This window comes from Streptomyces sp. NPDC021080 (assembly GCF_044333225.1).
GTDB lineage: Bacteria > Actinomycetota > Actinomycetes > Streptomycetales > Streptomycetaceae > Streptomyces.
In genome coordinates, this window is sequence record NZ_JBIRQM010000002.1 from 358554 (window position 1) to 384591 (window position 26038).

Here is a 26038-nt window from a genome sequence, read left to right on the forward strand (position 1 = left end):
CGGCCCCGTGCACGACGGCGGCGATACCCCGTCGTGTCCGTACCCTGGATGCATGCGCATGCGCCCCACACTGAGCTGGATCCCTTCCGGGGATCTGCCGCCGGGCACCACGGATCTGGAACCGGTCTCCGCCGCACTGAGCGCCGGCGGTGTACTGGTGCTCAGCGGCGCGGGCATCTCGACGGAGTCGGGCATCCCCGACTACCGGGGCGAGGACGGAAGCCTGCGGCGGCACACCCCGATGACCTACCAGGACTTCACCGCGACCGTTCAGGCCCGGCGGCGGTACTGGGCGCGCAGCCATCTCGGCTGGCGGACCTTCGGACGCGCCCGTCCCAACGACGGGCACCGGGCCGTGGCCGCGTTCGGGCGGCACGGTCTGCTCTCGGGAGTGATCACGCAGAACGTCGACGGTCTGCACCAGGCCGTCGGCAGTCAGGGCGTCGTGGAACTCCACGGCAGCCTGGAGCGGGTCGTCTGCCTCTCCTGCGGTGACCGCACCGCGCGCCGCGAACTCGCCCGGCGGCTGGAGGAGGCCAATCCGGGCTTCGCACCGGTGGCCGCCGCCGTCAACCCGGACGGTGACGCCGACCTCACCGATGAGCAGGTCGGGGACTTCCACGTGGTCCCCTGCACGGTCTGCGGCGGCATCCTCAAGCCGGACGTGGTCTTCTTCGGCGAGTCCGTTCCGCCGTCGCGGGTCGAGCACTGCCGTCAGCTGGTCCGTGAGGCGACTTCCCTGCTGGTCCTCGGCTCGTCCCTGACGGTGATGTCCGGACTGCGGTTCGTCCGTCAGGCGGCCGATGCCGGAAAGCCGGTCCTGATCGTCAACCGGGACGCGACCCGCGGCGACCGGCACGCCCTCACCCGGGTCGCACTCCCCTTGGGCACGGCCCTCACGACCGTGGCCGGCCGGCTCGGCATCCCCCTGGACGAGGCCGCGGCCTGACCCCGGAAAGGGGACGAGCGCATCCACGAGGCGGGGTCGGTGGCCCGCCCCGATCGGCCGACAGCCGCGCCGGGCGGCACCGGTCACCGCGGACGGGTCCCCTCTGCCCCCTGGGCACCGAGAGCGCGGGCGCGTCGGCGCATCGACCCAAGCCGAACCTCGGGTCCCCGCCCTCCGCGCGCCGTGCCGTCGCACGACTGAGCCGGCGAGCCGCTGAGTCGCCCACTCGGATGAACAGCCGGATACTGGCTTCATGGCCCAGAAGACCGCGAAGGAACACGGGCCGTCCACGGTGACGGTCAAGGGGCGGGACTACCGGCTACGCAGCATCGGCTTCTTCGTGCTGGCAGCCCTGACGATCTGGTTCATCGCCGCCAACACCAACTCCGTGACCATCCGCTTGTGGATCCCTGAGGTGACCCTCCCCCTGTGGATCGTCCTGACGGTCACGCTCCTCGTCGGCATCCTGCTGGGACTGCTGATCGCCTACCGCCGGGCCCGCCGGTAGAGGGGCGGGCAGCGGCCCGTCCGGCGCCAGGTCCAGAGACCGTCCGCCGGGTTCCCGCCGTCGGCACTCCCGGACCGCCCCGAACAGCAAGGAACCCTGCCCCGCACATGCGGGACAGGGTTCCAACAGAGCGCCGGGCAGGCCTTGCACCTGCATTTCCCCGCAGGAAGCGGGACGTCTTTCCTTGGACCACCAACGCGCGAACCATCCGGAGTGACTTCCTCCGACCGGCTCAAGATCAATAGTAGCAGGCACATCGAGCCAAAGGAATCCGGCCACCGAGGTCACGAACACGCCACCACGGTCGGAGCAGACGCGCTGTCGTACCTGTCGGCCCAGCAGCCCCGGGAAGAGGTCGGCCCCTGCCTGCCCGGCCGACAGGCAACCCGCCCAAGGACAGAACACGTCCGGGGAAATGCCGAGGCCGGGGGAACGGGTCCTGACCTGCGAAATACAGTCGACCGGCGCTGCGGGCACTGTTTACCATCGGGCGCTGCAGTCCTGGCCCACCGCCTCTGATCGGTCATTTCGTGAAATCCTTGGTTCCCGCCGTGCTGCGTGACGAGCCGCAGTTCGCCCGCCTGTTCTTCGGGCAGTCCCTGTCGGTGGTGGGCGACCGGATGTCGTTCGTCGCCGTGCCCTTCGCCGTGCTCTCGGTGGGCGGATCCGCCTCCGACGTGGGTCTGCTGGCGGCCGCGGGGCTCGTGCCCATGCTGCTGTTCGCCCTGGTGGGCGGGGTGTGGGCGGACCGTTTCCCGCGGCACCGGATCATGCTGGTGTCGGACCTGGTGCGGTTCGCCACGCAGGGGCTCGCCGCAGTGCTGCTGCTGACCGGCGTCGCCGAGGTTCGACACCTGGTGCTGCTGATGATCGTGTTCGGCACCGCCGACGCGTTCTTCATGCCGGCGGCCACAGGGCTGATACCCCTGCTGGTCGGGCCCGGCCGGCTGCGGGAGGCGAACGCCCTGCGCGGGTTCGTCCAGTCGGCGAGCCTGGTGGTCGGCCCGGCCCTGGCCGGGGGGCTGGTGGCGCTGGCCGGTCCCGGCGGTGCGCTGGCGGTGGACGCCCTGACCTTCGCGGTCAGCGCCGCGTTCCTGGCCCGGCTGACACCCGGCGACCCGGCGGCCGCGACGACCCGGCCCTCCTCGGAGGGGGGTTTCATCACGGACCTGCGCGCCGGATGGACGCAGGTCCGCGGTCGGACATGGGTGTGGTCAGGAATGGCGGCCATATCGGTCTACCACGTCGTCGTGCTGCCCGCGGTGTTCGTGCTGGGGCCCGTCCTGGCCGAGTCCGAGTGGGGCGGTGCGGCCGGCTGGTCCATCGTGACCGCGGGCTTCGGCATCGGCTCCATCGTCGGAGACGTCTGCGCCTACCGGCTCAAGGTCGAGCACCCGATGGCACTCGCCGCCGCGGCGCTCGCCGTCGGCTCCTGCCAAGCGGTCATCATCGGGTCGGGCGCGACGGTCGTCGTGATCGCCGTCCTCGAAGCGGTCACCGGCGTCGCCGTCTCGCTCTTCTTCGTCATCTGGGAGACCGCGCTGCAGACGCACATACCGGAAGCCGCCCTGTCCCGCGTGAGTTCCTACGACTATCTGCTGTCGACGGGACTCATGCCGCTGGGCCTCGCGCTCGCCGGTCCGGTGGCCGATTCCCTCGGCGTGCGCCCCACGTTGTACGCGATGACGATCATCGCGGTCCCCGCCGCGCTGGCGCTTCTCTGTGTCCCCGCCGTACGACGCCTTCCGGCGCAGGCGTCGGAGACGACCGGCGACAGCGGCAGCGCCCCCGCGGAGGTCAGCGTCCTGTAGAGCGGGCGAGGGCTCGTCTCCCGAGGCCCGGCCGGAAACGAGTGGCCACGCGATCGGCCAGGTCGGACACGGGAGTTGTCCCGTCGACGACGAAGCCGACGGTTTCGCCGTGCAGGCCCGGCATGTCCTGGAACACCTGACGCGGGGTGCGGTCGCACCGCACGGCTCCGGGCGGCACGTTCCGCAGGGTGGCCAAGGTGCGGGTCCCGTCCGGCCCGCCCCTCCTCCGGCAGGGGCCGGTGGAGGGAACGGGCGCCACCGCCGACGGCGCGGAGTTCTCGGACGCCGACCGGGACGGGCCCCACGGACGGCCGTACCCACGCGCCCCGTTCGGGGATGAAGATCGTTAGCCCATCCGCCTCCCGCGACGACGCCACGGCTTCCGCGACCTGCGCAAACAAACCGGCGCCCGAGCGGTCGCGGCGTCCGCCCGGGTGACGCCCGTACCCATGCTTCCTGTTGCGGAGCTGATGGGGCGTCGGTTTTCTCGTTCGTGGAGATCACAGGAGCGCCGAGCGGACAGGCCGGCCACTGCTTTGTCGGAGGATTCCCTTGCGAAACACACATGTTGCCGCCGTCGGTGCCGGACTGCTCCTCGGGGTCATGGCTCTGCAGGGCACGGCCGTCGCGGCCGCCGGCGACCCGGAGATCCGTATCAACCCGGGCAACGCCCTGCCGGGCTCCACGGTCCGGGTCACCACCACGGCCTGCGGGCCGGACGTCACCTACGGCAAGGGCGAGTCGACGGTGGCGGGTCAGTTCAACATGTTCGGAGGCGACGTCAAGGGCGTGCTCGCGGGCGAGTTCCAGATCCCGGCGGAGGGGGCGTCCGGCACGGACACCGTCACCGTGAAGTGCCCGCCGCGGATCAAGCTCACGGACACGTACGAGATCTCCGAGCAGCAGCCGAACGGCGCCGTCCATGCGGGCTTCGGGGACGCCCAGGACAGCGACACGCAGGTCGCCGTGGGCGGTGCGCTGATCACTGCGGCCGCGGCCGGGGCCCTGTACAGGATGCGCCGCCGCTCGCACGGCGACGCCCGCTCCTGACCTTCCGCTCCGGCCACCGGGGACCCCGTCCCCGGACCGCCGGGCCGACCCCCGACCCGCCCCCTCCAGGCAAGAGGCCCGACTTTGAAGGAATCCAGGGACAAGGAATCCAGGGACGAGGCCGGCACGCCTTCGCGCGTGTTCGTCCCACCGGTCGCGTATCTGGTCCTGGCCCTGGTGGCGGGCATCCTGCTGGTGCTCGGCACGATGGTCGACACGCGGCCCCCACAGCCGTCGGCCGACCAGGCCTTCTCCACCCCGCCGGCAGGGCGGGCGGCCCCGCCGGCCCACCCTGCCGTTCCACCGCTGCCGCCCGCCGAGCCCGTCCGGCTCCGTATCCCCGCGATCGGCGTGGACGCGTCCCTGGCACGGCTGGGCCTCGACAGGGCGGGGGCGCTGCGGCCCCCGCCCGAAGGCGACCTCACCCTCGCCGGCTGGTACGGCGGGGGCACGGCGCCGGGCTCTCGGGGCACGGCCGTGACCACGGGACACGTGGACACGCGCGACGGAAGACGCGGGGTCTTCTACCGGCTCGGCGCCGTCACCAAGGGCGAGACGATCGAAGTCAGCCGGGCGGACGGCCGTACCGCCGTCTTCACCGTCGACGCCGTGGAGGTCTACGACAAGGCCGGCTTCCCCAGCGAGAAGGTGTACGGCAACTCCGGCCGGCCCGAACTTCGCGTGATCACCTGCGGCGGCCAGGCCGGGGACGGCGGATACCGCGGCAACGTGGTGGTGTACGCGACCCTCACCGCCGTACGACGCACGAAGGCGCCGTAGCCCGCTGTTTCGCGAGGCCGGCCCGTGCCGCCCCTGCGCCGCCGACGGCGAGCACCGAGGCGGCCGGATGCCGGGCCGTTCCGCCTCCAGGGACCGGCCGGCCGCCCCCTGCCTGCAGCCTGCCGTGACCGCCCCACCCTGCCGGCGGCCCGGCGTGACGGCGGGTCCGCACCGCGCACACCCTGTCCCTGGCCCGTCGCCGGTGCGGTCGCGCAGAGGCCGGAAATCGGTTGTCGCCCCGGCGCGGCACCGTGCCAGAATCCCGCGCATGCCAGTGCGATACCCGAGCCCCTTGCGCCCCGGTGACCGGATCGGCGTGACCGCTCCCTCCAGCGGCGTCCCCGAGGACATGCGCGAACGGCTGCACGTCGCCGTCCGTGACGTGCGGGCACGCAGGTACGAGGTCGTGGTCGGAGCGTGCATGGACGGTTCCGGGCACGTGAGCGCCCCGGCAGCCGACCGCGCGGGCGAACTGATGGCGATGCTGACCGACCCCACCGTCCGCGCGGTCGTACCGCCATGGGGCGGGGAGACCGCGATCGACCTGATTCCGCTGCTCGACTGGAACCGGCTGCGCGAGGCGGAGCCGACCTGGCTCGTCGGCTTCTCCGACACCTCGACCCTGATGACACCGCTGACCCTGCTCACCGGCACGGCGACTCTCCACGGCAACAACCTGATGGACACGCCGTACCGCGTTCCCGAGGGTCTGCTGTCGTGGCTCGACATCGTCACCGCGCCCGCGGGTCACCGGTTCACCCAGCAACCGCCCGGCCGCCACCGGACCACGGGCTTCGACGACTACGTCGGCCACCCCGAGGTACGCGAGTTCACCCTCGACACCCCCGGCACATGGACCCGGCTCGACGCAACCGATGATGTGGAGGCCGAAGGCAGGCTGATCGGGGGCTGCGTCGAGGCGTTGTGCAACCTGGCCGGCACGAAGTACCTCGACGCCTCCGCCTTCGCCCGCGCCGAGGCCCCGGACGGGCTCCTCGTGTACGTGGAGGACGCGGGCAGCGACGTCTTCACGATCTGCCGGAGCCTGCACGGCATGAGGCTCGCCGGATTCTTCGACCACGCGAACGCGGTCCTCGTCGGCCGGAGCAGGTCGCGGGACCACAGCTCCCTCAGCCACCGGGAGGCGATCCTCGACGCGCTGGGTCCCCTCGGCGTGCCCGTCATCGCGGACGTCGAGTGCGGCCACGTCCCGCCCTACATGCCGATCGTCAACGGGGCGCACGGCCGGATCGTCCACTCGGCGAACCGCAGCGAGCTGACGCAGACGATGACGTGACGATCGGCCCCGGCAGACCTCGAGCCCTCCGAGCGCCGGGTTCGAAGCCGCCGCCTCGCCGGTGAGGGCGGTGCGTCGCCTCAGCCGGTGGGGCACGGCGCGGTTTCACGGATGAGACGGGCCGTCCGGTGGACGTCATCCGGGTTTACCGGCTTCACGCGTCCGCGGGCTTCTGGCCGTCCCGTTCCTGTTCCTGCGCCTGCGCCTGCGCCTGCGCCTGCGCCTGCGCCCAGGAGACCGCCCAGTCGTCGAGCGGGCGGAGCGCATGTCCGAGGGCTGCTCCCAGTCGGGTGAGCTCGTAGCCGTCGGGTGAGTTCGCAACGATCCCGCTCGACGCGAGTTCGCGCAGCCGCTGGTAGAGAACGCTGGACGACAGCCCTTCGCATCGCGTCAGCAGCGCCCGGGCACCGAGCGGTCCCTCCCGCAGTTCCCAGAGGATGCGCAGGGCCCAGCGACGGCCGAACAGGTCCATCGCCGCCATGATCGGACGGCCGGTCGCCGAACCACGGACCGGTGTTCCTGGGCGTGGTACCGACATGACTCTCCTTGCGTTTCGTTTATCGAAACACTAGCATCTGCCCTACGTTTCGATAAACGAAACAACCTGACGGGAGCGTCGATGCCTCGGATAGCCCTGCTCGAGCCGCCGTACACCGACCGGGCCACGGCACTGCTCGCGCGCATGATGCCCGGGGGCGCTCCGCCGATCGGGCTGTTCCGGATGTTCGCCAGAAACCTCCCGATGGCCGAGGCCATGCACGGGTGGGGCCGCTACGAGCTGGGCAGGCAGCTGAGCCTCACCCCGCGGGAACGCGAGATCGTCATCGACCGGACGTGCGCGCTGTGCGGCTGCTCGTACGAATGGGGCGTGCACGTGATGACGTACGCCGAGCGGGTCGGCCTGGCCCACGAGCAGACGGCGTCGCTGGTCCACGGCGGGGCCGGCGACGCGTGCTGGACGTCCGAGCGTGAACGGCTGCTCATCCTCGCCGCTGACGCGCTGCACGAGCACTCCGACATCGACGACGCGTTGTGGGCACGGCTCGCATCGGTCTTCGACGACCTCCAGTTGCTCGACCTGCTCCTGCTGTGCGGCTGGTACCACGCCGTCAGCTTCGCCGCGCGAGCCGCGCGCGTGCCGCACGAGCCCGGCGCCCCCGGTTTCGCCGATTTCCTTCCCCGCGTGCGATGAGCAGGCGCCCGTTCCGGTCTCCGACGGGCCGGGACGACCTGCCGGTCACGATCACGCACGCGTGCTTGCGCGAGGGCCGTGGCGGCAGTCCGACGGCAGTCGTGGACGAGGCCGACGCCCTCCGGGCCGGCCGGCCGTTGACCGATGACGAGCGCCGTCGCGTGCCCGGCCTCGCCGGCACCTCGCACGCGGTCTTCCTCTCGGACGGCCGCGATCCGGCGGACGGGAGCGGGAACGAACCCCCCGTGGTCCCGGTGCGGTTCTTCACCGCGGAAGGAGAACTGCCCGCCTGCGGCCACGGCACCGTGGCCGCACTGGCCTTCCTCGCCGCGCGAGCGGGCCGCGGCGAGTACCGGGGCGACCTGCGGGTGTCGGGACAGGTCGTCAAGGGGCGCGCGGCCCGCGAAGACCCGACGTCCTTCGACGTCACCTTCGAAGCCGGGCCTGTGCACCTGCGCGAGCCCAGGAGAAGTGAACTCGCGCTGCTTCTGCCCGCGTTGGGGCTCCCCGCGGAGGTCGGCCCAGAAGCCCGCATCGCCACGCTGGGACGTCCGCGACTGCTCGTCCCCGTCACCGGCCGGGCCGCCCTCGCCTCCCTGTCCCCGGATGCGGACCGGCTCGCCGCCGCATGTGACCGCTTGGGCCTGCTGGGCTGCTTCGCCCACTCCCCCGTGTCGGCATCGGCCCGGATCGCGGCCCGTATGTTCGCCCCGTCGATCGGCGTGCCCGAGGACGTCGCCAACGTGAACAGCTCAGCCTGTCTGGCCGCCCACCTGCTCGCCCGTCACGGCACACCCCGGATCGACGTCGACCTGGGTGACGCCCTGGGCCACCCCTCAACCGTCAGGGCCACTGCACGGAACGGTTCACCGGGTTCCCCGATCGACATCACCGGCGCCGCGAGGGTCGGGCAAGTCCGTCACCTGCCCGGGTAGTTGCCGTACCCGCAGCACCGAGCCCGTCCCACCCGTACCCAGCGGTCACAGGACAGCGTCTATGGTGACCCGATGATCGAAGGCGACGCGGGGACGACGCGGGCGGTACTGCCCGCCCACACCATCGAGGTCGGGACCGAGCCCCTTGAGCGCCCGGCACGGAATTCGACGGGCGGCCGGCCCTTCCTCGACGACACCGCCGAATGGCCCGAGTGCTTCTGCGGCGAGCGGATGGCCCTGTTCTTCCAACTCGACATCCCCGCGGACATTCAGCACTTCGCCGGAGACCATCTGCTGGTCTTCCACTGCCGTGCCCACAATGACGCGTCCGACCCGGAGTCGGCCGACGGCCGGCTCGTGCCCGGATACTGGGACGCCCCGCAGCCGCCGTACCCGCGTCCGTTCTGGCGCGTCCTGCTCCAGCGCCACGCGTCGCTGCCGGCTCCGGAGACCGAACCCTCCGTCCGCGCCATGCCGTTGACGCTGCGGCCCCTCGTCGACACTCCGAGTCCGCGCGGTCTCGGGGCCCAGACGTTCAAGATCGGGGGCACGCCCTCCTGGGCACAGGATCCCGAGCACTACAGGTGCGCGTGCGGCGCCGACCTGGTGTACCTCTGCCAGGTGCCGGAGGGCATGGAGTTCGCTGTTCACCCCGGCCTGCCGGAGCAGCCGTACAGCATCGGTGCGGACACCTACAACCTGTTCCTCGCCAACGAGGTCTACCTGCTGGCGTGCCCGGACCACTGCCATCCGGCGGCGGTCTGGCCGGTGAACCAGAACTGACCTCTCCATCGGTCCCGGATCCGGGCTCCGACATCGGTGACCGCCTCACCGATCCCTCTTCGAGGTGATCCGCTCGACCGGCCCGCCGGGGTGGGAAGCCGTCGGCGTTCAGGCGTGGACCAGGCTCAGCGCGTGCCTCAGGTTGTGCTCGGCGATGCCCGCCATGGACGCCCGGTCGGGGAAGTCCCCGTCGAGCAGCCGCAGTAGGCCCGCCGTCAGCGAGAGCCGCTGCGCGAGCGTGTAGAGCGCCAGCCGGTCCTCGTCCAGCCCCTCCGCCTCCAGTGGCGGGTAGGCGTCGTGGAGGCGGATCCGCAGGAACACGTGCTCCCACTCGACGTCGAAGTACATCAGGCCCTCGATGTCGATCAGCACGGGGTTCCCGTCCTGGTCCACCAGCACATGGTCGGGCCCCAGTTCGCCGTGCACGACCGCGTACTCGGCGCGCGGCCGCACCGCAGCCGCCAGACCCAGCAGCCGCTCCGCCAGCCGGTCGCGCGCAGCCGCGATCCGCGGATCACGTGCCGCCGCCTCGGCGAGGTCCCGCAGGGCACGGTCCAGGACGGCCCCCTCGCACGACGACCCGTGCGATGCGCCTCCCCCGTCGACGACGGCCACCTTGCCGTACCCGGACGCCCGATGACCTCGCATCGCCGCCAGCGCCTCTCCGAGCCGGGCCATGACGGGAGCCGCCGCCCCCGGGTCGCGGGCGAGCACGTCCTCCAGGTTCTCGCCCGGCAGGTCCTCGACGATCGCGAGGCTGGCCGGGCAGTGGGCGCCGTCGCGGTCGAGGAGACGGATCGTGGGGACGCGGACGCCGAGCGCGTCCAGCCGCGCGTGCGCGGCCTCGAACAGATCCAGCCCGAGACCCGGCGAGAACGGGTCGGCGAGGTCGTCGTCGCCCTGAGCCGCCGGCCAGTAGTTCTCCGCGTCGTTCCACAGGTAGGCGATGGCCGTCGTCGCGTCGTCCATCACCAGGCGGTACACGCCCTTCTTGCTGCCGCCCGCGACCCGCTCGACCGTCTCCAGACGCCTTCCACCGCCCATCGCGGTCCGCGCCGCTCCTGCCAACCGCTCCCGCGCCATGCTCATGGGTGCCACGCCCCGAACCCCCTCCCTGTCAGATCGACTCGCGCACCTTACGGGTGCGTCGACGCGGAGGCGATCGCTTTACGTCGGAAAGTCCGGCGGCGACGGCGCGCCTTCGGACCGTCGGGCCGTCGGGCCGTCGGACCGGCTCAGGCGCTGGTGGCGGGGGCGAGGTAGTGCACCGTGGTCCGCCCGGCGTGCGGAGCGAGCAGTTCCCGGAGTTCGTCGGCGGCGGTTTCGAGGAGATGCCCGTCGCGGGTGGCGTGGAGGGTTTCGAGCAGGAAGGCGACGTGGGTGGAGTCGCCGGTGACCCGGGTGCGGTGGGCGTCGCGGTGGTTCCAGTGCCGGGTGAGTACGTCGGTGGTGTCGATGTAGATGATCTCGCCGGGTCCAGGGTTCTCGACGGTGTCGGGTTCGCCGAGCGGGGTGAAGGTCTCGCTGCCGTCGGCGTGGCGGATCTCGACGTCGCCGGTGACGCGGTCGAGGTCGAAGGCGCCGGCGGGCAGGCCGTGGCGGACGGAGACGGCGTTGTAGGAGTCGACGGCCGGGTTGATGCGCGGCAGGGTGCCCTTCTTCGCGAGGCGGCGGCCGAGGGCGTCGACGCTGGGCCGGATGCGGCGGGGATTGGTGCCGAAGGCGCGGTACGCGGTGTGCCAGGCCTCGATGCGCGGATCGGTCTCGTCGGCGGGCCGCCAGGTGCCGTCGGCGAGCCGCTGCTCCAGGTCCTCGAGGGTGGCGGTGGTGGCGGGCCAGGGTTCGTGGCCGCGCAGGCCGGTGGCGGTGACGACGGCGATGAGGGTGTCGGGGAAGGCGTCGGCGACGGCGGAGCTGATGCGGAAGGCGGTCATCGCGTGGGAGTCCGTTTCGGGTGGGCGGGCCGGTGCGGCGGGTCAGGCTTTCCAGGGACCGATGCGGTCCAGACGGCGCAGTTGCTGGGCCGCGGTGGGCGCGTCCAGGGCGGTGCCGCGTTCGGTGAGCCGGCGGGCGGTGGCGGTCCGCTGCTCGACGGGTTTGTGGTCGTCGTACTTGAACTTCGCGCGTACGTCGGTGATGTGCAGGCGCAGGCCGCGGATGCCGGGCAGCATCCGCCCGTAGGGGGGCCGGCCGGCCTCGACGGGGGCGTGGTCGCCCTCGGGCTGGAAGTGGGCCAACTGACGGCGCAGGAGCTCGGCCTTGGCGTCGGGCTCGTCGATGATCGTGGCCCGGCAGGTGAACTGGACGGCCGTGTAGTAGCTCGTCGGGACGCCGTCGGCGGGCGGGGTGCCGGGCTGGGCGCGCCAGGGGCCGGGGACGAAGGCGTAGTCGCTGGTGACGGTGAACGTGACGTCGGGACCGGCCTCGATGGCCTCCCAGACGGGGTTGGGCCGGGCGAGGTGGATCAGCAGGCTGTCGTCGTCGACGGTGAAGTGGGTGGGCACGGCGATGGGCGCCTGTCCGGGCAGGCCGTTGACGCTGAGGATGCCGAAGTCGTGGCCCTCGGCGATCCAGGTCTGCCATTCGGCTGCGTCCAGGGCGGCGTCCCAGGGCTGGATGAACATGGGCGGGTCCTTCCGGGCCGGTGTCGTTCAGGTGAGGGCGAGGAGGCTGACGGCGACGGCGGCGGTGCCCAGACCGATCAGCTGGCCGCGGTGGATCCGTTCGGCGAGGACGCCGCGGGCGAGCAGGACGGTGCCGGCCGGGTACAGGGCGGTGATCACCGCGACGACGGCCAGGTCGCCGCCGCGGGCGGCGAGGAGGAACAGCAGGTTGGCCACCGAGTCCAGTACGCCGGCCGCCGCCGACATCGCGTACGCGGGTTTCTCGGCGCCGAGCCTGCGGTACATCACCCCGGCCGCGGCGAGGGTGACGGCGGAGGAGACGGCGCGGCCGACGATCAGCGGGCCGACGCCGCTGTCCGTGGGCGTCTGGTGGAGGAAGACCAGTTGCAGGGCGATCGCCGCCCCGGCGCCGAGGGCCGACAGCAGTGCGGTGCGCGACGGGCGGGCGCTGCCGGCGCCGTGTCCGGCGCTGACCAGCACCACCGCGGCCAGTGCCAGCGGCAGGCCGATCAGGCCGGCCGGGCCCAGGTGTTCGCCCTGCAGCAGCCCGACGCCGACCGGCAGCATCGCCGAGACCAGTGCGGTGACGGGCGAGAGGACGTTCATCGGGCCGATGGCGAGCGTGCGGTAGAGCAGGGCGAACGCGGCGGCGGACGCGACGCCGGACGCCGCGCCCCAGGCGAGGGTGCCGGGCGCGAAGGAGGCGCCGAGGAAAGGCCACAGGAGCAGCTCGACGGTCAGTGAGGCCGGGGCGGCGATCATCACGGTGCGCAGGACATGGGCTTTGCGGGAGCCGAGGCCACCGAGGAAGTCGGCGCATCCATAGGCCAGGGAGCTGCCCAGGGCCAGCAGCAGAGCGATCACGGGGTCATCCCTTACTATCAATGGAACGACTACACCGTACAACGCACCGACCGAGAGTCGTCAACCGAACGACCGCCTGGTGCAGTGTGGTGACCCGCCCGCCTGAAGGGACGAAGCGATGGCCGAGACCGAAGCGGCACTGCGGACGCTCGCGCGCAACGTCCGCGCGGCGCGCGGTCGCGCAGGGCTGTCGCTGGACGAACTCGGCCGCCGCGCCGCGGTCAGCAAGGGCGCCCTGGTGGCGCTGGAGAAGGCCCAGGGCAACCCGAACTTCGCCACCCTGGTCCGTCTCGCCGACACCCTCGGCATCTCGGTGTCCGCACTGATGGAGGGGCCGCCCGAAGGCCGTGTCCGGGTCGTGTCCGCCGATGCCGTCACGCCCTTGTGGACGGCGGACCGGGGCAGTGAGGCGCGGCTCATGCTGACCACCTCGGGGGCGGCCCCGGTCGAGATCTGGCGCTGGAAGCTGGAGCCCGGCGAGGAGTACTCCAGCCATCCCCACCAGACCGGTGTCGTGGAGACCGTCAGTGTCACCGCCGGACGGATGGTCCTCGTCGTCGACGGCACCGAGCACCCCGTCGAGGCGGGGCAGACCGCCGCCTTCGACAGCGACACCCCCCACGCCTACCGCGGATCAGGTCACGAGACCTGCCACCTGATCATGACCGTCCACATCCCGCCCGGCCCCGGCTCCCCGGCCTGACCGGCACGTTCGAGTACTGGCAGGGCGACGAGGCCGCCGCGCCGGGGCCTACTGCGGCCGGCCGGCGATCTGGATGAGGTTGCCGCAGGTGTCGTCGAAGACGGCGGTGGTGACGGGCCCCATCTCCAGGGGCTCCTGGGTGAAGCGGACACCGAGGACGCGCAGACGTTCGTACTCGGCGTGCACGTCGTCGACGGCGAACTGGGCGAGCGGGATGCCGTCCTGGACGAGGGCGTCGCGGTAGGGCTTGACGGCCGGATGACCTGCGGGCTCCAGCAGGAGTTCGGTGCCGCCGGGCTCGTCGGAGGAGGTGACGGTCAGCCACCTGTGCTGCTCCCCCAGCGGGATGTCGTGCTTCTTCACGAAGCCGAGGATCTCGGTGTAGAACTGCAGCGCCTTGGCCTGGTCGTCGACGAAAATGCTGGTCAGACGGATTCTCACGGGGTGTTCTCCTTCGTTTCGGACGCGTCCGGCACGGGCCACCGCTCGGTGATCCGCCGGAGCGGAGCGGTGTTCAGGTCGTGGAACTTGTACCGGCCCTCACGACGGCTCTCCACGAGCCCGGCGGCCTCCAGCACCGCGAGGTGCTGGGAGACCCCCTGCCGCGAGATGCCGAGCCCGTGCTTCATGCTCAGCCGGGAGCAGATCTCGAACAGGGTCTGTCCGGATTTCTGCACCAGCTCGTCGAGGATGATGCGGCGGGTGGGGTCACCCAGGGCTTTGAACAGATCGTCGGCCACCCCTCCACCATAGGCAAGTATGCACTTGCCTATCAATGCGGGGCGCTCCGAACGGGCCCGCCGAAACGGTCCGCGGCCGGGTCGTCCGTGCGGGCGGCGTGCCCGCACGGCCGGCCACCCGGCCTCACTCCTTCGCGGTGGCCGCTGTCACCGCACGCGCCCGGAGTGCCGCGCGTCCGGGCAGTGCGGTGGCGACGAGGGCGAGGAGTCCGGCGACGGCCACGACGGCGGCGTACAGCAGCGGAGTGACGGCCGGGGCGGCTCGGCCGGTCATGCCGACACTGAACGCGGTCAGGACCGCGAGGGCGATGCCGCTGCCCAGCGCGGTGGCCAGGAGCAGCACCGACAGCGCCTCGGCCCGCAGCATGCGCATGACCTGTCGGCGCGTGGCCCCCGTGAGGCGCAGCAGGGCGAACTCACGGACGCGTTCGGAGACCGACATGACGAGTGTGTCGACCACGGCGATGGCGGTGAAGGCCAGGACCATTCCCATGGCGAGGTAATCAGCCTCCGCGTTCGCCCGCTGCCGCTGTGCCTGGAGGTGGTCGGCGGTCCGCGGGGAGACGACACGGACGCCGGGGACCGCATGGAGCGTGGTCGCGATCTGTGTCCGTGTACGGGTCGTGCCGACGAGGACGGCCGTGGCGAGGGGATCGTCGACGTGGCGTGCCACCAGGTCGTGCGCGAGGGTGAGGTCCCCGAAGCCGAGCCCCCTGGTATAGACGGCGACGACGGTCAGCCGGGCGGGCGTGCCGTCGCCGAGCGTGAGCCGCAGTGTGCTGCCGGGCTTCAAGTGGAGTCGGCTAGCGGCAAGTTCGCTCACGGCGACGGTGCGGTCGGTGAGCCGGCCGAGGGATCCCGCGGTGACACCCGGGTCCCAGGTGCGGGTGAGCCCGGCGGGAGTGACGCCCTGCGCCGCGTACTTGTCGAGGCCGACCCGGACGGTCGTACGCACCACTTCGGTGGCCACGTCGTGGTGCGCCCGCAACTCCCGGGCGGCCTCGGCCGGAACGCCCGGTCCGGCCGGGACGACGACCCAGTCGGCGCGCACCCCTTCGCGGGCCTGGACACGGGCGGCGTCGCCGAGGGTGGGCGTGACGAACAGGACCGTGCAGGTCATGCCGACGAGGAGGGTGAGCGGGGTGACGACGGCTGCCATGCGGGCGGCGTTGCCGCGCAGGTTGGCCGCGGCCAGCCGGCCGGCCGGCCCGATGAGCCGCAGCGGGCCGCCGAGGAGCAGCATGGCCGCCTTGACCAGGAGCGGCCCCAGCAGGGCGACGGAGGTGCACAGGACCACGACCGCCAGGAAGGTGACGGGTGTCGACGCGGGCTCGGTGCGCAGGGAGGTGAGTGTGACGACGAGGACCGTACCGCCGGCCAGCAGGAGGAGTCCCGCGAGGACACGTCCCCACGGAAGCCGCGCGGGCTCCGCACGGGACTCGGCGAGCGCCTCGGCCGGCCGGATCCGGGTGATCCGGCGGGAAGCGACCCGGGCGGCGACCCAGGCTCCGGCCAGGGTCGCGGCGACGCCGGCGATCACGGGGAAGACACCGACGGTGTGCCGGAGCGTCGCGGGAACGGCTCCCATGGCGACGAACCTGCTGTACAGCGCACTGCCCAGCGGCAGTCCGAGCAGGGCACCCGTGAGCCCGGCGACCGCGCCGACGATCAGCGCCTCACGGCCCAGAAGGCCGCGGATCTGTCCCGGGCCGGCGGCGACGGCGCGGAGCAGGGCGAGTTCGCGGTGGCGCTGCTGCACCGTCAGCGCGAGAGTGCCGACGACCACGAGCACCGCCACCAGCAGCGAGGTGCCGCCCATGGCGCCACCGAGACTGACCAGCCTGGTGCGGGCCGCGGCGGCGTCCAGGAACTCCACGGCGCCTCGGGCATTCCCGCTGCCGACCTGTGCGTTCGTGCCCCGCAGCGCCTGCGTCACGGCTCGGGTGAGACGTCCGGTGCCGGTGCCCCGGGCGGGGAAGACGCCGAACGCGGTGACCTGCCCGGGACGCGCGGCGAGCCTGCGGGCTTCCGCGGTGGAGAAGAACAGCGACGTCTGGTGCCGTACGTCCGTGTCCGGCGCGGCGATTCCCGAGACCCTGTAGCTGCGCGGCGCCTGTGTCGACTGGACGGTGAGCCGGTCGCCGGTCTTCAGGTGGGCCCGCCCGGCGAGCCAGGAGTCGACCACGAGATCGGTCGCGGCCTTCGGCGCACGGCCCGTGGTCAGCCTGTAGGGCGTCAGGGCGGCGGAGTCCCAGGCGTGCCCGTAAGCGGTACGGCCGCCCGTCCCGTCCGGTGTCAACGGCTGTGCGAGGAAGGTCAGTTCGGGCACGACCCGGGCGACGCCCGGAGCCTGTGCGAGGGTGCCTTCCAGACTCTGCGGGAGCCAGGCGCGCTCGACGACGGGCTTCGCCTTGTGCTTGATCTTGGTTTTGCCGTTCTTGTGCTCGACGGTGGTCCGGTGGACGTTCTGGTCGGCCGAGACCACGACGGGGGTGGCGGTGTACCGCTCGGTTCGGATCGCCCCGTGCAGTCCCGTCTCCATCAGGGTGCCGCAGGCGGTGATCAGGGCCGCCGCGCACATCAGGGCGAGGAAGGCGCCGAGGAACCCGGCCTTGCGGGCACGGACGGACTTCAGGGCGTAACGCAGCATCATGAGAGCTCGGTCCTCTTCGCCGTGGGCGGGCGCGTGGCGGGTTCCGGTGACATGCGTCCACAGTCGTCCGTACGCAGGTGTGTGTGCACTGCGGTGGACCGGCGTCTGTGACGGGGGGTCAGCCCTACCCGGACGGGTGACGCCGCGGTCGGCCGGCGGGCCGGGCGCGATGCGGCGCGCCCCCGTGCGTCCCGGCTGCGGGCCGGGACACACGGGGGCGCGGAGGGGTTGCTCAGAGGTGCGAAGTGATCTGGTCCCGGTTGCTCAGCTCGGCAGTTTCCAGTTCTGGGCCGCCGTGCCGTTGCAGGTGTAGAGCTGGAGTTGGGTACCGGTCGTGGTCGTGGAGTTGGGGTCGTCCAGGCACAGCTTGGACTGGGGGTTGATCAGCGATCCGTTGGCGCCGGTGGTCCACTGCTGGGCACCGGTGCCGTTGCACGTCCACAGCTGGATCAGGGTGCCGTTGGTGGTCCCGCTGTGGTCGACGTCCAGGCATTTTCCGAGGCTGCGGATCGTTCCGTCACCGGCGACGATCCAGTCCTGGGCGTAGGTGGTGTTGCAGGTCCAGATCTGGACGTGGTTGCCGTCGGTGGTGGAGGAACTCGCGTCGTCGACGCACAGGTTCGAGGCCACCGCCGAGGTGATGGCGCCGATGCGCGGCGAGGCCGGGGCCGTGGTGTCACCGGCGTAGGAGGGCGGAGCCGCGGAAGCGGCCGTCGCCCAGGAGGTGTTGGCACTGGTGCCGAGCGTGTAGTTCAGCGTGCCGCCGGCGGTGATCGCCGAGGTGGGGGCGTAGGCGTTGTTCCAGGCGGCGCCGTTCCATGTCGCGGACTGTACGTAGGGAGCGTTGTCCGCGGCGCCGTCGCCGTTGACCGTCAGCGTGTTGCCCGACGGGAGGGTGATCACGGCCTGGGTGAACAGGGGCGAGCCGAGGGCCAGGTCGGAGGTGCCCGGCGTCTCGGGGAACATGCCGAGCGCCGACCACACGTACCACGCGCTCATCGCGCCGAGGTCGTCGTTGCCGTCGGCCAGCCCGCCCGGGGTGTTGGCCCAGATCTGGTCCTGGATCGCCCGCACGGTGCCCTGCGTCTTGTAGGGCTGTCCGATGTAGTCGTACTCCCAGGGCAGTTCGATGCTGGGTTCGTTGCCGACCCACGCGTAGCCCTTGTCGCCGGTGTAGCTGCGCAGCACCGTGTCCAGATAGTGGCTCATCGCCGTGTTGCCGCCCTTGGCGCGGGCCAGGCCGCCGATGTTGAACGGGATCATGCCGGTGTAGATCCAGGAGTCGGCCTCGACCATGTCGGTGCCGCTGGTGGGATCGAAGCCGCCGGTCCAGGAGCCGCTGGCGTTGCGCGGCTCGACGAAGCCGGAGGCCGGGTTGAGCACGTTGCGCCAGCCCTGGGCGCGGTTGGCGTACGTCTTCTGGTTCCCGGTGTCGCCGAGGGCCCCGGCCATGGCGGAGAGCGCGAAGTCGGCGGTGTTGTACTCCAGGGTGGTGGCCACGGGACCGTAGAAGTTGCAGCAGCCGTAGCTGCCGTCGTGCGGCATGTATCCCGGCGAGTTCAGGTAGGTGAGGCCCGGCCGGTCGTTGTTGGCCGTGCTCGCCTGTCTCACCATGTCGGCGAGGGCCGTCGTGGTGTCGAAGTCCCGGGCGCCGAAGGCGTAGTAGTCGGCGAGGATGGCGTCCGCCGGGTCGCCCACCATGACATAGGACTCGCCGTTGTTCTCCGACCACTTGGGGAAGATCCCGGTCTGGGCGTAGTCGTCGACCATCGACTGTGCCGTGTCCGAGGCGACCTGCGGAGCGACCAGGGCCTCGAGCTGGGCCTGCGAACGGTAGATGTCCCACCCGGAGTAGTTCGCGTACACGGCCTTGTGACCCGTGTCGACGGTGTGGGTCCTGCCGTCGAAGCCGAAGTACTGGCCGTTGGTGTCACTGATGACGTTCGGGTGCAGCAGCGAGTGGTACAGCGCCGTGTAGAAGCTCTGTTGCTGCGCGGCCGTTCCGCCGGCGATCTGGATCCTGCCGAGTGTGCTGTTCCAGGCGTTCTGCGCGGCGGTGCGGGTGGCGCCGAAGTCCCAACCCGTGTTCTCCGCCGCCCGGTTGGCCGTCGCGTTGGCCACCGAGACGTAGGAGATGCCGACCTTGGCCTGCACCACCGGGTTGGAGGTGGTGTTGAAGGTGACGTAGCCGTTCGAGGCGGCGGCGCTGGGAGAGGCGCCGTCCTGGGCGGCCTTCGGTGTCGCGGCGGTGGGCATCTTGCCGTGCAGCACCGGCTTGTTGGGCTTCTCGGCCGCGTTCTTGGACGCCGTCCGCGGCTTGGCGGGGGTCGCGGCCGGCGCCTTGGCGAGCGAGGTGCCCTGCGAGGCGAACGGCTGGTCGAAGACCATGTCGAAGTACACGGTGTACGTGTTTCCCGCGCCGCAGAAGTGACCGCTGGTGACCTGCCCGCTGACCTCGGTGTTGGAGATCTTGGTGAACTGCGTGGAGGTGGCACCGTTCTGACTGCCGGTCAGTTTGAAGATCAGGTTCGCCTGGGTGCTCGACGGGAAGGTGAAGCGGGCCATGCCGCTGCGTGTCGTGGTGGTCAGTTCCGTGGTCACCTGGTTGTTGAGGGCGACCTTGTACGATCCTGCGGACGCCGACTCGTTGGCGTGCGAGAACGCGTCCGTCGCCCCGGTGTTCACGGCGCCGACGGTGGGCAGCACCGGTATGTCGCCCGCCGCGCCGCAGCCGGGTCCGGCGATGTGGGTGAGGCTGAAGCCGGTGATGGACGAGTCGTTGTACTCGTAACCGCCGCCGTCGGGGCGCGAGGGCGTGTCCGGGCTCCACTGCACCATGCCGAACGGCACGTCGGCACCCGGGAAGTCGTCGGCCTGGTTCGACGTTCCGATGAACGGGTTGACCACGGTGGCCGGCGACGTGACGAGCGCGGCCTTTCCGGCAGCCCACGCGGGTGCGCACAGCCCGGCCGTGGCCAGTGCCACCGCCGCGCATAATCCGATCGCGGCGGTTCCGGGACGTCTCGACAATCGTGTTCTCACGGGGGTTTCTCCTCTACTCGGGAGCGGGAGTTGAAGCCTGACAACGTTGTCTTCCTGGTGGGACGCTTCACTTGGGCAGCAGTCGAGGTCGACAACGTTGTCGCATCGTCGAGATGAGGTGCCTGGCGATGCGAACGCATTGACGGGGCCTGGGCCGCGCATACCTGGGGGCGCAGACGAGAACTCTTCGTGAAGCTAGCCACAGGGCAGGGGCATGTCAACGATTCGCGCAAGGGCCCGGTACCGAAGCCCGCGACGGCGCGGAGAGGAGCGCACCGCCCGGGAGACGGCACCGTCCACGAGCGAGGACGGCCGGATCGTACGAAGATGCGCCGCCCGCCCTTTGGACGGACCGTTGAAACATGACACATCCACTCATGCCCCCAGGTGAGACCCCGCCCGTGGAGGGCTCCATCGCGGAAGCCCATCAGGAACGGCCCGACGGCGGGATCTGGGAACACCCATACATGTGGCTCACGTTCATCGTCGTGGGTTCAGTGATCGTCGCCGGATACTTCGTGGCCCGGATCAGCGGATTCTGAGCCGGCCGGCCGCTCAACGCGCGAAAAGCGGTGATTGGCGCTCTGTTGGCAGCCTGTTGCAACCGTCTCGGATGATCCCTCGTGTGCGGCGAGCGCCGCCGCACACGAGGGAGGGAACGCAACATGAACGCACGCACTGTCGCGCGGCGGGCCGTTGTCGGGGCCGGAACGCTGGCCGGAGTCGCCGCGCTGGTGCTGGGCGGCGGCGGAGTCGCCTCCGCGGAGACCGCGCAGTCCACGGTCTGGAGCAAGAACTGCTCGGGGACCCTGATGACGACGTACCTCGCGGGCTCCGCGGGCTGGCAGGTCCGCAACTACGTGAACAACACCTCCGGCAGCACCACTTGTTCGGGCTGGATCGACTGGGCCGAGAGGGGCGACACCAGCCACTACACCGGTCTGAACCAGCGGGTCTGGGTCGACCCCGGGCGCAGCCAGGAGTCCCTCTCCATGCCGGACAACTCCCCCGCGCTGGCCCGGGTCTGTGTCCAGGCGAACGGGGACAACACCGCGCGTTGCTCCGCGTGGTGGTAGGCCGCTGACATCAAGGCATGATCGCCCTCGGCGGGATACTCCCGGGTGCGACGGGACCGCCGGAGGAGCCGGGCGGCAGAGCCGGCCGAGGCCGCAGGGAGAGTTCGGGCCCGCTCCCCCGCGGCCTGCCGCCGGGTCCCGCGGAGCCCGGTTCGTCCGCGCGGTGAGCCGCGGGTGAGGCGGGCTCCTGATCCGCGGGCTGCTCGTGGCGGGACCGCGATGTGAGAACACTCGACCACGGGGTACTCGCGGCTCAGGAGCACGACGGTCCGCACCGGGCGGGTGCCTGCGTTCGTTCGCGCGGCTCGCCACCGGGCCGTCACGGGGCTTTGGCGAACGCCATGGAACCGGATCCGACGCTCCGGTCAGTGAGGCCGATCATGAGTGAGACATTCCCGACCCCGTCCCAGGCGGAGGGCGAACGCACGGACGACCAGGTGGAGACGATCCACCCGGACGTCCCCCGCACGACACCCTCGCAGGCTGAGGGCGAGGACCCGCTGGACACGGAAGGCACCGGCGGACAAGGCAAGAACCGGGGCGACGCCTGAGGTACACGACCTGTCGAGGTCACCGACGGGCCGGCCACTGGGCGCAGAAAGGACTGTCAGCCCCCTGTGACAGGGTGATTCCCGGACGGAGGATTCGCCCGGGACGGATCCCGAAGACCCCAGGGAGCAGCACGTGACCAGCCCCGACACCGCCCCGCCCGGGCGGCCCACGACGCGGCGACGCTCGGACCTCACCACGATCACGGACTGGTGGCGGGGGCTCGGCGCCGACGGGTTCCTCGTGCTGCCGCCGCCGAGGCGGGCCCGCTACACCCAGTCCGAAGGCCATGGTGACGCCGCCGAACTCTTCGAGGCGCGGGGCCTCACCAGCCCCGCCTCCTTCGCCTACTGGCACTGGCAGTCCCACCGGCGTGCGTTCGACCGCTCCGGCTCCCTGACGGGCGAACTGCTGCTGCACTGGGGCGGCGATCACGCCACCGTCGCCGCCGGACTGGGCGAAGGGCCGACCGGTTTCCGGGTCGTCGACGGCGGGCCGAAGAGCGCCTTCCGGCTGGACCGGATCACCCCCCGGGACGAGGCGGGTCTGCCCGACCCCATGGACCCCGACGGCGTACGCCAGTTCCTCGCGGCGCTCGACGAGCCGGTGGATCGCAGTACTTCCGACCTCCGGTACCGGTCGCTGTCGCCGGCCGAGGCGGCATGGCTCCACGACCGGCTGCGCGACCCCCTGGACCTCTCCGCGGCGACCCGGTTCGTGGTCTCGCTGGAGCGGCGGGACGGACTCACACCCGAGGAGACCGAACGCCTGCTGAGCGCCTGGCGGCTGGAGCACGAGGGGCAGCTCTCGAAGTGGGGAGCCTGGCGGGAACTGCTCCACGCGCTGCTGCGCCACGGCCGCGAGGAGGCGTGGGAGATCGTCGCCGACCTCCGCTCCGGCGCGTCCGGTGTTCTGCGTGAGGTCCCGTCCGAGCGGGGCTTGGCCGCGGTGCGGGAGTTCACGCTCGCGGGCGACCGCGCTTCGGTCTACGCCTGGCTGGCGCTGCACCGGTCGCTCCGCGAGCCCGACGCGGTAGGGGCCGCGGCCGATCTCGCGGCGGAACTCACCGCGTCCGGCGCCCCGGAGAACTCACTGCGCGGGCTGTACGACGCACTGATCGCGAACGTCACGGCCGACTGGCGCCGGGAGACGGGGGCGGATTACCACGCCGGCCTGTCCTACGCGGCCCTCGCGGCGGTCCGCTTCGGCACCGAGGAACGGTTGCCCCATGCCCTGCGCGTCCTCGCGGCGGGCACCGCCCGCGACCAGGTGGCTCTCGTACGGGAGGAGGCGCTGCGGTCCGGCGGTTCCGTGCTCGTCGGCACCGGCACCGCCGAGGTGCTGGCCGCCGTGGACCGCTTCGAGGCCGCCCGGGACGGGCTCCTGTCGGGCACCGGGCCCGATCTCACCGGCAGCGAGGGGGCACTCACCCGCGAGTGGCACCGGTACCGGACCCTCACCGACACGGACGTGCGCTGGCTGCGGGAGCGGGTGGCCGATCCGGACACCGGTCTGCAGGGACTCGGCTTCTGCCTCGAACTCCTCCTCGCCCATGGCCTGGCGACCAAGGACGATGTCGAGGCGCTGCTGCCGCGCCGGCTGAAGGACCTCACCAAGACGTACCGGACCACGTACACCGAATGGCGCCACCCGCTCGTCACCTTGACCTGTCTCGCCCTCGACCTGGACCATCCGGCCGCGGGAAAGCTGGTCTCCTGGTGGAACGGAGCCCGACCGGTGTGGAAGGACCAGCAGCGGCTCCTCACCCATCTCGGCGCCCCCGACGAGGCCAAGGCCGCCGAACTGTGGGAGTACGTCACCTCATCCGCCCACGACGTGGGCCAGTTGATGACCTGGGTGCTGGTCCGGGCCCGCCTCGACGGGGAGCAGCCGCTGCTCGTGGCCGACCGGCTGCTCGGCACCCCGGGCGTCAACGACCACGTCCTGCGCCGGGTGCTGCTCGGCGTGGCCGACCCCGGGCAGCCGCTGTGGCACTACTCCATCAGCCCCCACAACCGGAGCTGGTGGCAGCGCGCCGTGGAGGTCGCCGAGCACCCCGAACTCTCCCCGGAGGCCCGCGCCGTCGGGCTGCGGGCCGCCCGCGAACACTTGCTCATCCGCCGTCCCGACCAGCTGAAGCCGACGCCGGCCCAGGCCGAACGCGCGGCGGCCCAGGCCTGGATCGACCGGCACACCGCCGACCATGACCCGGCCGCGTCGTCGCGGTGACGGACACACCTGAGCCCGCGGTACCCGCCCGGGCACGCCTGCGCCCGCAGCCCCCGCCCGGGCACGCCTGCGCCCGCGCGGTACCCGCCCTGTCGCACCCGGACCCGGTGACCGCTCCGGGTCAGCGGGCGGGCGGGGCGAACTCGGGCTGGTCGAGCAGGCGCAGCCAGCTTCCGTCGGGCTGGCGGCGGACGACCTGCGCCCGGGCGCCGGCCCCGTCCTTCGGCGGGGTCGAGGTGAGCGCGATGTCGCCGCTGACCAGCGTCTGCAGGGGTGGTTCCAGCTCGAAGCGGGGAGCGCCGGCGAGCACCTTCTCCCAGAGCGCGCGGATCGCCTCCCGTCCGGCCGTCACCTCGCCGGGCGGGTAGGCCATCACCGCGTCCTCTTCGTAGAGCGCGGCGACCCCGGCCGCGTCACCGGCGTTGGACCGCTCGACGAACAAGCGGGTGATGTCTTCGGGTCGCATGGCCTTCTCGTACTCCGGCATGGATTCCTCCGTCTGTCGGGCTCCGGCACTTCCCAGCCTGGTCGACCGCCGTCCAGAAGTCCAACAGATGGATCTTCTGCGAACTAGAATCTGCAGTCATGGACCTGAGGCAGCTGGAGTACTTCGTCGCGGTCGCCGAGGAGCGGAACTTCACCCGCGCCGCCGAGCGCGTGCACATCAGCCAGTCCGGTGTCAGCGCCCAGATCCGTCGACTCGAACAGGAACTCGGTGCCGAGCTGTTCGACCGGTCGGCCCGCACCGTGACCCTCACCGCCGCGGGGAACGCGGCACTCGACCACGCCCGTGCCGCACTCGCCGCGGCCGGGGCGGTCGGCCAGGCGGTCGGCGAGGTGACCGGCCTGATCCGCGGCCGACTCACCGTCGGGATGGTCATCGGCTGCACCCTCACCCCGCTGTTCGACGCCCTCGCCGCATTCCACGCGGCGCATCCCGGTGTGGAGATCTCGCTGCTGGAGGACGCCTCCGACCGGCTCCTCGAAGGAGTGCGGGACGGCTCCGTCGACGTAGCGCTCATCGGCGCCGCGAACGCCGTCCCCGAGGAGCTGGACGCGCTGACGGTCATCAGCGAACGGCTCACCGCGGCGGTCCCGGCCGGGCACCCGTTGGAGAAGCGGCGGCGCGTCACCCTGGGCGACCTGATGCCTTACCCGATCGTGTGCATGCCTGTCGGCACCGGCCTGCGTGCCGTCTTCGACCAGGCTTGTGCCGCGCAGAACCTCCGGCCCACGATCGCGCTGCAGGCCAGTGCCGCGGACGCCGTCGCCGACCTCGCCGCCCGAGGGCTCGGCGTCGCCGTCCTCAGTGACTCGATGGCCGAGAGGCACGGCGACCGGCTCACCGCCCACGCCATCGACGATGTCAGGACACCGGCGCTGCTCGCGCTGGTCTGGAAGAACCCGCACCATCCACCGGTCCGCGAACTGGTCCGGCACTGCCGGACGGCATTCGCCGGGTTTCCGGCTCCGCGCCGCCTGCGGTGAACGTGCGTGAGGCCCGGCCGCCGCGAGGTCGTGCGGCCGACCGGTCTCAGCCGCTGTCTCCCGACTGCCGCTGGTGGGCGGCCGGGTCCTGGCCCGCGCGGATCAGCAGCTCGACCGTCTGCAGCGTCCCGGCCACGTCGGCCACGTCGAAGCCGCTGTCGATGAGGCCGGCGACGGACGTCGCGGCGGTCGAGAAGTCGGAACTGCCCCGCCGCAGGGCACTCAACGCGAGGTTCAGACTTTCGATGCGGGTGACGGTCCGGAAACCGGCGCCCAGCTTCCACGGTTCGGCCACGGCGAGCGCGGCCAGGTCGGCCACGTACGCGTCGTCGAACTCGGAGCGGCACTCGTCGACGGTGCCGATCAGTCGCGGGACGCCCCAGACGACGAAGGTGAACTCCTGAGTCCCGGTGTGGACGGTGATCTGCCGTGTGGCCGCGAACGAGGAGTCCCGGACCTCCTCGACGCACGGGAGGAAGATGCTGAACGTGCCGCGCACCCGGTTGAAGCGGTGGGCTTTGAAGACCAGCCGGTAGTTGGTCAGATAGAGCCGTCCGCCGATGGCCTCCGCGTTGCGCATGCCGACCAGCCACATGAGGTCGTCGAAAGCGAACCGGGACAGACCGGCCGCTCGGACATCGATGACCGCGTTGGCGTTCTTGCGAAGGATGATCCCCTCACCGGGCAGCAACTCCTCGGATTTCAGCGGTGCTATCGCCACGGCTCCCCCTCCATGTCGGTTGCGCGACAGAGGAAGCATCGTAA

26 protein-coding genes are annotated in these 26038 nt (G+C 71.6%); 15 read left to right on the top strand and 11 right to left on the bottom strand.

Annotated elements, in window-relative coordinates; translation table 11 throughout:
- Window positions 1-52: 52 nt before the first annotated feature.
- From ACH4S8_RS05635 to ACH4S8_RS05660, 6 genes are all read left to right on the top strand, one after another.
- Window positions 53-949, top strand: coding sequence for an NAD-dependent protein deacetylase (locus ACH4S8_RS05635; protein ID WP_398391200.1), 897 nt, complete (start codon window positions 53-55; stop codon window positions 947-949).
- 253 nt (window positions 950-1202) lie between these two features.
- Window positions 1203-1457, top strand: a complete 255-nt coding sequence (locus ACH4S8_RS05640; protein WP_398391202.1) for a lipopolysaccharide assembly protein LapA domain-containing protein — start codon at window positions 1203-1205, stop codon at window positions 1455-1457.
- Between the two features lie 530 nt (window positions 1458-1987).
- Entirely contained in the window at window positions 1988-3268 is a 1281-nt protein-coding gene (locus tag ACH4S8_RS05645; protein WP_398391203.1) for an MFS transporter, read from the top strand.
- A gap of 552 nt (window positions 3269-3820) precedes the next feature.
- Entirely contained in the window at window positions 3821-4318 is a 498-nt protein-coding gene (locus ACH4S8_RS05650) for a sortase (protein WP_398391205.1), read from the top strand.
- 207 nt (window positions 4319-4525) lie between these two features.
- Window positions 4526-5098, top strand: a complete 573-nt coding sequence (locus ACH4S8_RS05655; protein ID WP_398391739.1) for a class F sortase — start codon at window positions 4526-4528, stop codon at window positions 5096-5098.
- Window positions 5099-5366: 268 nt separating this feature from the next.
- Window positions 5367-6395 (top strand): S66 peptidase family protein, encoded by a 1029-nt coding sequence (locus tag ACH4S8_RS05660; RefSeq protein ID WP_398391206.1) that lies wholly within the window; start codon window positions 5367-5369, stop codon window positions 6393-6395.
- A gap of 154 nt (window positions 6396-6549) precedes the next feature.
- Here the strand turns inward: ACH4S8_RS05660 and ACH4S8_RS05665 are convergent, their stop codons facing one another.
- Window positions 6550-6876, bottom strand: a complete 327-nt coding sequence (locus ACH4S8_RS05665; protein WP_398391740.1) for a winged helix-turn-helix transcriptional regulator — start codon at window positions 6874-6876, stop codon at window positions 6550-6552.
- Window positions 6877-7014: 138 nt separating this feature from the next.
- On the opposite strand from ACH4S8_RS05665, the gene ACH4S8_RS05670 reads away from it, so the two are divergent.
- From ACH4S8_RS05670 to ACH4S8_RS05680, 3 genes are all read left to right on the top strand, one after another.
- The gene (locus ACH4S8_RS05670) at window positions 7015-7587 is read left to right on the top strand and encodes a carboxymuconolactone decarboxylase family protein (protein ID WP_398391208.1); all 573 of its coding nucleotides are present in this window, start codon (window positions 7015-7017) and stop codon (window positions 7585-7587) included.
- The gene (locus ACH4S8_RS05675) at window positions 7584-8522 is read left to right on the top strand and encodes a PhzF family phenazine biosynthesis protein (protein WP_398391209.1); all 939 of its coding nucleotides are present in this window, start codon (window positions 7584-7586) and stop codon (window positions 8520-8522) included. The genes ACH4S8_RS05670 and ACH4S8_RS05675 overlap by 4 nt, the downstream gene beginning before the upstream one ends.
- A 72-nt stretch (window positions 8523-8594) precedes the next feature.
- The gene (locus tag ACH4S8_RS05680; protein ID WP_398391211.1) at window positions 8595-9305 is read left to right on the top strand and encodes a hypothetical protein; all 711 of its coding nucleotides are present in this window, start codon (window positions 8595-8597) and stop codon (window positions 9303-9305) included.
- A gap of 108 nt (window positions 9306-9413) precedes the next feature.
- Here ACH4S8_RS05680 and ACH4S8_RS05685 read toward each other — a convergent pair whose 3' ends face one another.
- The 4 genes from ACH4S8_RS05685 to ACH4S8_RS05700 all read right to left on the bottom strand — a co-directional run bounded on the left by ACH4S8_RS05685 (window position 9414) and on the right by ACH4S8_RS05700 (window position 12793).
- The gene (locus ACH4S8_RS05685; RefSeq protein ID WP_398391741.1) at window positions 9414-10388 is read right to left on the bottom strand and encodes a phosphotransferase family protein; all 975 of its coding nucleotides are present in this window, start codon (window positions 10386-10388) and stop codon (window positions 9414-9416) included.
- A 152-nt stretch (window positions 10389-10540) separates the two neighbouring features.
- Window positions 10541-11239 (bottom strand): B3/4 domain-containing protein, encoded by a 699-nt coding sequence (locus tag ACH4S8_RS05690; RefSeq protein WP_398391212.1) that lies wholly within the window; start codon window positions 11237-11239, stop codon window positions 10541-10543.
- Window positions 11240-11281: 42 nt separating this feature from the next.
- Window positions 11282-11929 carry an FMN-binding negative transcriptional regulator gene (locus tag ACH4S8_RS05695; protein WP_398391213.1) on the bottom strand — a complete coding sequence of 216 codons (648 nt, stop codon included), beginning with the start codon at window positions 11927-11929 and terminating at the stop codon, window positions 11282-11284.
- Window positions 11930-11956: 27 nt separating this feature from the next.
- Window positions 11957-12793, bottom strand: a complete 837-nt coding sequence (locus tag ACH4S8_RS05700; RefSeq protein ID WP_398391215.1) for an EamA family transporter — start codon at window positions 12791-12793, stop codon at window positions 11957-11959.
- A gap of 118 nt (window positions 12794-12911) precedes the next feature.
- Between ACH4S8_RS05700 and ACH4S8_RS05705 the strand changes: the two genes are divergently transcribed.
- Window positions 12912-13496, top strand: coding sequence for a helix-turn-helix domain-containing protein (locus ACH4S8_RS05705; protein ID WP_398391217.1), 585 nt, complete (start codon window positions 12912-12914; stop codon window positions 13494-13496).
- A 48-nt stretch (window positions 13497-13544) separates the two neighbouring features.
- Here the strand turns inward: ACH4S8_RS05705 and ACH4S8_RS05710 are convergent, their stop codons facing one another.
- The 4 genes from ACH4S8_RS05710 to ACH4S8_RS05725 all read right to left on the bottom strand — a co-directional run bounded on the left by ACH4S8_RS05710 (window position 13545) and on the right by ACH4S8_RS05725 (window position 19931).
- Window positions 13545-13937: a VOC family protein gene (locus ACH4S8_RS05710; RefSeq protein WP_398391219.1), complete on the bottom strand. Its 393-nt coding sequence runs from the start codon at window positions 13935-13937 to the stop codon at window positions 13545-13547.
- Window positions 13934-14236, bottom strand: a complete 303-nt coding sequence (locus tag ACH4S8_RS05715; RefSeq protein ID WP_398391221.1) for an ArsR/SmtB family transcription factor — start codon at window positions 14234-14236, stop codon at window positions 13934-13936. The genes ACH4S8_RS05710 and ACH4S8_RS05715 overlap by 4 nt, the downstream gene beginning before the upstream one ends.
- Window positions 14237-14360: 124 nt before the next feature.
- Window positions 14361-16889: an FtsX-like permease family protein gene (locus tag ACH4S8_RS05720; RefSeq protein WP_398391222.1), complete on the bottom strand. Its 2529-nt coding sequence runs from the start codon at window positions 16887-16889 to the stop codon at window positions 14361-14363.
- Window positions 16890-17153: 264 nt separating this feature from the next.
- Window positions 17154-19931, bottom strand: coding sequence for a lectin (locus ACH4S8_RS05725; protein WP_398391224.1), 2778 nt, complete (start codon window positions 19929-19931; stop codon window positions 17154-17156).
- 362 nt (window positions 19932-20293) lie between these two features.
- On the opposite strand from ACH4S8_RS05725, the gene ACH4S8_RS05730 reads away from it, so the two are divergent.
- The 4 genes from ACH4S8_RS05730 to ACH4S8_RS05745 all read left to right on the top strand — a co-directional run bounded on the left by ACH4S8_RS05730 (window position 20294) and on the right by ACH4S8_RS05745 (window position 23785).
- On the top strand, window positions 20294-20473 hold the full coding sequence (locus ACH4S8_RS05730; RefSeq protein ID WP_398391225.1) for a DUF6480 family protein: 180 nt from the start codon (window positions 20294-20296) through the stop codon (window positions 20471-20473).
- 123 nt (window positions 20474-20596) lie between these two features.
- On the top strand, window positions 20597-21007 hold the full coding sequence (locus tag ACH4S8_RS05735; protein WP_398391226.1) for a hypothetical protein: 411 nt from the start codon (window positions 20597-20599) through the stop codon (window positions 21005-21007).
- A gap of 380 nt (window positions 21008-21387) precedes the next feature.
- Entirely contained in the window at window positions 21388-21558 is a 171-nt protein-coding gene (locus tag ACH4S8_RS05740; protein WP_398391228.1) for a hypothetical protein, read from the top strand.
- 133 nt (window positions 21559-21691) lie between these two features.
- Window positions 21692-23785: a hypothetical protein gene (locus ACH4S8_RS05745; protein ID WP_398391229.1), complete on the top strand. Its 2094-nt coding sequence runs from the start codon at window positions 21692-21694 to the stop codon at window positions 23783-23785.
- A 121-nt stretch (window positions 23786-23906) separates the two neighbouring features.
- Here the strand turns inward: ACH4S8_RS05745 and ACH4S8_RS05750 are convergent, their stop codons facing one another.
- On the bottom strand, window positions 23907-24272 hold the full coding sequence (locus ACH4S8_RS05750) for a YybH family protein (RefSeq protein ID WP_398391231.1): 366 nt from the start codon (window positions 24270-24272) through the stop codon (window positions 23907-23909).
- A gap of 98 nt (window positions 24273-24370) precedes the next feature.
- Here ACH4S8_RS05750 and ACH4S8_RS05755 point away from each other — a divergent pair, with 98 nt between their 5' ends.
- Window positions 24371-25273, top strand: a complete 903-nt coding sequence (locus ACH4S8_RS05755; protein ID WP_398391232.1) for a LysR family transcriptional regulator — start codon at window positions 24371-24373, stop codon at window positions 25271-25273.
- A 46-nt stretch (window positions 25274-25319) separates the two neighbouring features.
- Here the strand turns inward: ACH4S8_RS05755 and ACH4S8_RS05760 are convergent, their stop codons facing one another.
- A complete protein-coding gene (locus tag ACH4S8_RS05760; RefSeq protein WP_398391234.1) occupies window positions 25320-25994 on the bottom strand; it encodes a hypothetical protein in 675 nt (224 codons plus the stop codon).
- Window positions 25995-26038: the final 44 nt, after the last annotated feature.